General features: G+C 68.8%; 7 protein-coding genes. 1 reads left to right on the forward strand and 6 read right to left on the reverse strand.

Annotated features, from left to right (window positions below; genetic code table 11):
• The 4 genes from JWQ05_RS15160 to mltG form a co-directional block, all read right to left on the reverse strand.
• Positions 1 to 527 (reverse strand): FAD-dependent oxidoreductase (locus tag JWQ05_RS15160; protein ID WP_299659872.1); only part of this gene is annotated, 527 nt, incomplete at its 3' end.
• Between the two features lie 101 nt (positions 528 to 628).
• Positions 629 to 1,273, reverse strand: coding sequence for a guanylate kinase (gene gmk / locus JWQ05_RS15165; RefSeq protein WP_299659874.1), 645 nt, complete (start codon positions 1,271 to 1,273; stop codon positions 629 to 631).
• Between the two features lie 12 nt (positions 1,274 to 1,285).
• Positions 1,286 to 2,164 (reverse strand): YicC/YloC family endoribonuclease, encoded by an 879-nt coding sequence (locus JWQ05_RS15170; protein ID WP_299659875.1) that lies wholly within the window; start codon positions 2,162 to 2,164, stop codon positions 1,286 to 1,288.
• A gap of 15 nt (positions 2,165 to 2,179) precedes the next feature.
• The gene (mltG, locus tag JWQ05_RS15175; RefSeq protein ID WP_299659881.1) at positions 2,180 to 3,541 is read right to left on the reverse strand and encodes an endolytic transglycosylase MltG; all 1,362 of its coding nucleotides are present in this window, start codon (positions 3,539 to 3,541) and stop codon (positions 2,180 to 2,182) included.
• A 262-nt stretch (positions 3,542 to 3,803) separates the two neighbouring features.
• Here mltG and JWQ05_RS15180 point away from each other — a divergent pair, with 262 nt between their 5' ends.
• On the forward strand, positions 3,804 to 4,094 hold the full coding sequence (locus tag JWQ05_RS15180) for a hypothetical protein (RefSeq protein WP_299659877.1): 291 nt from the start codon (positions 3,804 to 3,806) through the stop codon (positions 4,092 to 4,094).
• Positions 4,095 to 4,135: 41 nt separating this feature from the next.
• Here the strand turns inward: JWQ05_RS15180 and fabF are convergent, their stop codons facing one another.
• A complete protein-coding gene (fabF, locus tag JWQ05_RS15185) occupies positions 4,136 to 5,398 on the reverse strand; it encodes a beta-ketoacyl-ACP synthase II (protein WP_299659878.1) in 1,263 nt (420 codons plus the stop codon).
• A gap of 144 nt (positions 5,399 to 5,542) precedes the next feature.
• Positions 5,543 to 5,689: acyl carrier protein (gene acpP, locus JWQ05_RS15190; RefSeq protein WP_299659884.1), on the reverse strand; the 147-nt coding region annotated here is incomplete at its 5' end.

Here is a 5,689-nt window from a genome sequence, read left to right on the forward strand (position 1 = left end):
ACCGCCAGGGAGGCCGGCAGGTCGGCGATCTCGAACAGGGTGTCGGTGGTGAGCACGCGGTCCCCGAGGTCGCGCAGGGGCCCCGGTACCACCGGGCGCGAGCCCGTGGCGACGATGGCGGCGCGGAAGCTGAGCCGCGTGCGCGCGTCGACGATCAGCGTGGCGGCGCCGTCGAAGCGGGCGCGGCCGTCGATGTGGGCCGATTCCGGGAAGCGCGCGACGCCCTCGCGCACGCCCGCGACGAAGCGGTCGCGTTCCTCGCGCACCCGCGCCAGGACGGCCGGCCCGTCGACCCGGACCGGGCCGGTCTCGATGCCGAAGCGACCGGACCGGCGCGCCGCGTCGGCCGCGTCGGCGGCGGTGATCAGCAGCTTCGAGGGCATGCAGCCGACGCGGGCGCAGGTGGTGCCCCCGGGGCCGGCCTCGATCAGGACCGCGTCCGCGCCGGCTTCGCGCGCGGCGCGAAACGCCGCGAGGCCGGCGGTGCCCGCCCCGATCACCGCGATGTCACAGCTGCGTTCGTGCATCGCGTACGGTCCCGGGGCGCGGTCCCGCTTGAGCGGGGTCGCGGGCCAACCCGGGGGTTCGGCGAACGTTCCGGTCCGCCCCGATCACGTCTCGGGCGTCGTCAGTCCGGCTCGGCGAGCAGGCCTTCCACGAAGGGCGCGAGGCCCGTGCGCCGCGCCCGCTTCAGGCGCTCGGCGATGAGGATGCCTTCGAGGGAGTGGAAGGCGTCGTTGAGATCGTCGTTGACGATGACGTAGTCGTACTCGCTCCAGCGCTGGATCTCGACGCGGGCGTTGGCGAGGCGCTTCTCGATGGTGTCGGAGGAATCCTCGGCGCGGCGCTCGAGGCGGTGGCGCAGTTCCGCGAGGCTGGGGGGCAGGATGAAGACCGTGACCACGTCGTGGGTGAGCTTCGAGCGCACCTGCCGGGTGCCCTGGTAGTCGATGTCGAAGATCATGTCCCGGCCGGCGCCCAGCACCTTTTCCACGGGCCTGCGCGGCGTGCCGTAGAAATTGCCGTGCACCTCGGCCCATTCGAGGAGGTTGTCGGCGGCGCGCAAGGCGTCGAAGGCCTCCCGGTCGATGAAGTTGTAGTGCTTGCCGTCGATCTCGGAGGGGCGGCGCTGGCGGGTCGTCACCGAGATGGAGAGGTCGAGGCCCCATTTCGGCGCCTCGGCCACCGCCCGGGTCAGCGTGGTCTTGCCCGCGCCGGAGGGCGAGGACAGTATGAGGATGAATCCCCGCCGCTCGATCGCCGTCGCCTGCATCGCCTCACACACCTACTCGACGTTCTGAACCTGCTCCCGGAATTGCTCCACCACGGCCTTCAAGTCGAGTCCGATCCGCGAGAGCGCGATGTCGTTGGCCTTCGCGCACAGGGTATTGGCCTCGCGCCCGAGCTCCTGGGCCAGGAAGTCGAGCTTGCGGCCGACGGCGCCGCCCGCGGCGAGGAGGTCGGCCCCGCTGGCGAGATGCGCCTGCAGCCGGTCGAGTTCCTCGCGCACGTCCGCCTTGGCCGCCAGCAGCACCGCCTCCTGGTGCAGGCGGTCGGGGTCGAGGTTGCCGGCGTCCAGAAGGCTGGCGACGGCAGCGGCGAGGCGCGCCTTCACCGCCTCGGGCTTGCGGGCGGGGCAGGCCTCCGCCGCCGCCGTGAGGCGGGCCATCTCGGCGAGCTGGTCTTCGATGACGGCCTTGAGCGCGCGCCCTTCCGCGCGGCGCGCCTCCACGAGGTCGGCCACCAGCCGGACCACGCCCTCGGCGAGGTCGCGGGCCAGTGCCTCGGTGTCGGCGCCGGGCTCCTCGTCGGCTTCGATCACGCCGCGAATGGACAGGAGCCCATCGAGGCTCGCCGGCGCCAAGCCCTCGGGGCGGGGCACGCGGGCCACCGAGGCGGCGAGTTCGGCGAGCAGCGCCTCGTTGATCCGCACGCGCGGGGCGGCGTCGGATTTGCTCAGGCTGAGGTTGAGTTGGCACTGGCCCCGCGCCAGGGCCTTCTGCAGGGCGGCGCGGGCGACCTCGCCCACCGCGTCGTAGCCGTTCGGCACGCGCAGGCGCACGTCGAGCCCGCGCCCGTTCACGCTGCGGACCTCCCAGGCCCAGTGCACCGGCCCGGTGCTGCCGGCGGCGCGGGCGAAGCCCGTCATGCTGGTGAGGATCATGGCTCTCCGGTCCGCCTAGGGCTGCTTCAGCACCGGCACGGTCTTGGGCGAATTGAGGTCGAAGGTCTTGTTGCGCAGGGGATCGAGGCGGGTCCCCTCCGAGGCGTCGAAGGCCTTCGGGCGGGCCGGGCCGTCGCCCCCGGCGGCGAAGTTGGTGCCCTCCGGCGCGTAGGCCGAGGCGGTGCCGGGCACGCTCGCCGCGCCCGGCGGGTCGGCCTTGTCGACGGTGGCGTCCGGGGACGGGGTCTGGCGGGCCTTCTCAACCTGGCGCCAGCGGGCGACGTTGCGGGAATGGCCCTCGAGGTTCTCCGCGAAGGCGTGGCCGCCGGTGCCGTCGGCCACGAAGAACAGGTCCTTGGTGCGCGAGGGGTTGGCCACCGCCTCCAGCGCCGCGCGGCCTGGATTGGCGATGGGGCCCGGGGGCAGGCCCTCGATCACGTAGGTGTTGTAGGGCGTCGCGCGCTCGATCTCGGCGCGCTGGATGCCGCGTCCGAGGGTGCCGCGCCCGCCCACCAGCCCGTACACGATGGTGGGGTCCGATTGCAGCTTCATGCGCTTGTTGAGGCGGTTGACGAAGACGCCGGCGACGCGGGGGCGCTCGTCGGCCCGGCCCGTCTCCTTCTCGACGATGGAGGCCAGCGTCACCATCTCGGCGGGCGTCTTGACCGGGATCTCGGCGGAGCGGCGCAGCCAGATCTGGTTGAGGACCTCGCGCTGCTTGGCGCGCATCAGGTTGACGATCTGCTGGCGGGTGGCGCCGCGCTCGAACTTGTAGGTGTCGGGCAGGAGCGAGCCCTCGGGGGGGATCTCGTTGATGTCGCCGGTGAGGATGTCGTTGTCGTTGAGGCGCACCACGATCTGCTCGGAGGTCAGCCCCTCCGGGAAGGTGATCGCGTGCTGCACCTGCCGGCCCGAGGACAGGGTGTCGATGGCCTCGCCGATGCTCGCATGCGCCTTGAAGGTGTACTCGCCGGCCTTCAGGGCCTTGCCGGAGAAGCGCGAAGCCCATTCGAACAGGGCGGTGTGGCTGATGACGCCCTCGCGGGCGAGCGCCTCGGCGATCTCAGAGGTGCCGCTGCGGGGTGGGATCACCACGACCTTGTCGGCGGACAGCGGCCCCGGCTCGCGGGTCTGGCGCTCGAACAGGGTCACGCCGATCATCACCGCGATGGCGAGCACCACGGAGGCGGTGAGCAGGCCGGAGATGCGGGCGAGCAGGCCCCCGCGCTCACGGACCGGACGGTCGGGCGGCGGCGGCGCGGCGGTGGGCTTGATCGCCTCGCTCGGGCTGCGGGGCGACAGGCGGTTGGGCAGGGCCGGCTCGTCGGAGGGCGCCGGGATCGACGCCGGGGTCGTGTCGCGCTTGCGGAAGAACATGGACATCCTGTTCGGGCCTCAGGTCCCCGCCCCGGCCGCCGCCGGAAGGTTGGGGATTTTGCGTTCCCGAGTCGAGTCGATGAACACACGGGGCCGCCAGCTTGGCGCGCGAACTTGGTGGGTTTTGTGGCGGATCGCTTATCGAATTAGCTGGATGCGTTTGATGTGCGACGGCGCGGTTGCAGGTTTCAGTACCGCCATCTAGGGTACGAGAGCCTAGACTAGAAAAAATACCTATAATGCTTTTAAGGATAGTAAGGGTATGAATGCGCCGAAGCTAATAGGATATCCGGGTAGTTGGTTCGCGAAGTTCGAGGGTGAACTTCTATCCTGCGTGCACAGAGAGCGATTCACAGATGAAGCTTACACGGAACCTTATGTTAAAGCTGGCAAAGGCAAGTGGCTGAAATTTCTCTCAGCAATCACAGAGGTCCGTCGAGTAATCGTCACCAGAAGTGTCATGAAGAACGGCGAGCCGCAACGCCGCGCCGGCTATGTCGGCATATACCGGATCGAGGATTTCTCGCTCAATGGCTCAGTAATGAAATTTTGAACTACTGATTATCTGCAGAAGTTCGAGTAGGTTTCAAAGTTTTAATCCACCCGCCGCATCACCAAGCTCGCATTCGTCCCACCGAACCCAAACGAATTCGACAGCACGGTATCCACCCGCTTGCGCTTGGCCTCGTGCGGCACGAGGTCGATGGCGGTCTCCACCGACGGGTTGTCGAGGTTGAGGGTCGGCGGGAGGATGCCGTCGCGGATCGTGAGGATCGAAAAGATCGCTTCCACAGAGCCGGCCGCACCCAGCAGGTGGCCGATGGAGGACTTGGTGGAGGACATCGAGGCCTTGGCGGCGTGGTCGCCGAGGAGGCGCTCCACGGCCTTCAGCTCCAGCTCGTCGCCCATGGGCGTCGAGGTGCCGTGGGCGTTGATGTAGTCGAGGTCGCTCGCCTGGATGCCGGCGCGCTTCACGGCGGCGCTCATGCAGCGGAAGGCGCCGTCGCCGTCCGGGGCCGGCGAGGTGATGTGGTAGGCGTCGCCCGTGAGGCCGTAGCCGACCACCTCGGCGTAGATCTTGGCGCCACGCGCCTTGGCGTGCTCGTACTCTTCGAGCACCACGACCCCGGCGCCCTCGCCCATGACGAAGCCGTCGCGGTCCTTGTCGTAGGGGCGGGAAGCCCGGGTCGGGTCTTCGTTGAAGCCGGTGGAGAGGGCGCGGCAGGCGGCGAAGCCCGCGAGCGCCAGGCGGTTCACGGGGGATTCGGCGCCGCCCGCCACCATCACGTCGGCATCGCCGAGCATGATCAGGCGCCCCGCATCGCCGATCGCATGCGCGCCGGTCGAGCAGGCCGTGACGACCGAATGATTCGGACCCTTGAGCCCGTGCTGTATGGAGACATAACCCGAAGCGAGATTGATCAGCCGACCGGGAATGAAGAAGGGCGAGATGCGGCGCGGGCCTTTTTCCTTCAGCAGGATCGAGGCTTCGTAAATGCCGCCGAGGCCGCCGATGCCGGAGCCGATCATCACGCCGGATGTCGTCTGCTCTTCGTAGGTCTTGGGAGCCCAACCGGCATCGCTTAGCGCCTGCGTGGCGGCCGCGATGGCGAAGATGATGAAATCATCGACCTTGCGCTGCTCTTTCGGCTCCATCCAGGCGTCGGCGTTGAAGGAGCCATCCGCTTCATCGCCGCGCGGAACCTGGCAGGCGATCTGGCACGGCAGGTCGGAGACTTCGAAATTCTCGACACGGGCCGCTCCGCTCTGACCATCGATCAGGCGCTTCCAGACATTTTCGACGCCGCTGCCGAGAGGCGTGACGAGGCCAAGCCCGGTGACAACGACCCTTCTCATATTTCTTTTCCCATGTGCAGCGTGCTGGCGCAGCGACATGCTCGCGCGCCGTCAACGAGGATGACCGCGCGGGACGCGGATAACGGACGAGGGCCAGCAGAGCCGGCCCTCCCGTAGCGACCCGATCGCAACCGGGTCAGGCCCTCAGGCCGTGGCCTTCTCGAGGAACTTCACGGCGTCGCCGACCGTGACGATCGTCTCGGCCGCGTCATCGGGAATCTCGACGCCGAATTCTTCTTCGAACGCCATGACCAGTTCGACAGTGTCGAGCGAGTCGGCGCCGAGGTCGTC

The organism is Methylobacterium sp. (genome assembly GCF_028290105.1).
GTDB lineage: Bacteria > Pseudomonadota > Alphaproteobacteria > Rhizobiales > Beijerinckiaceae > Methylobacterium.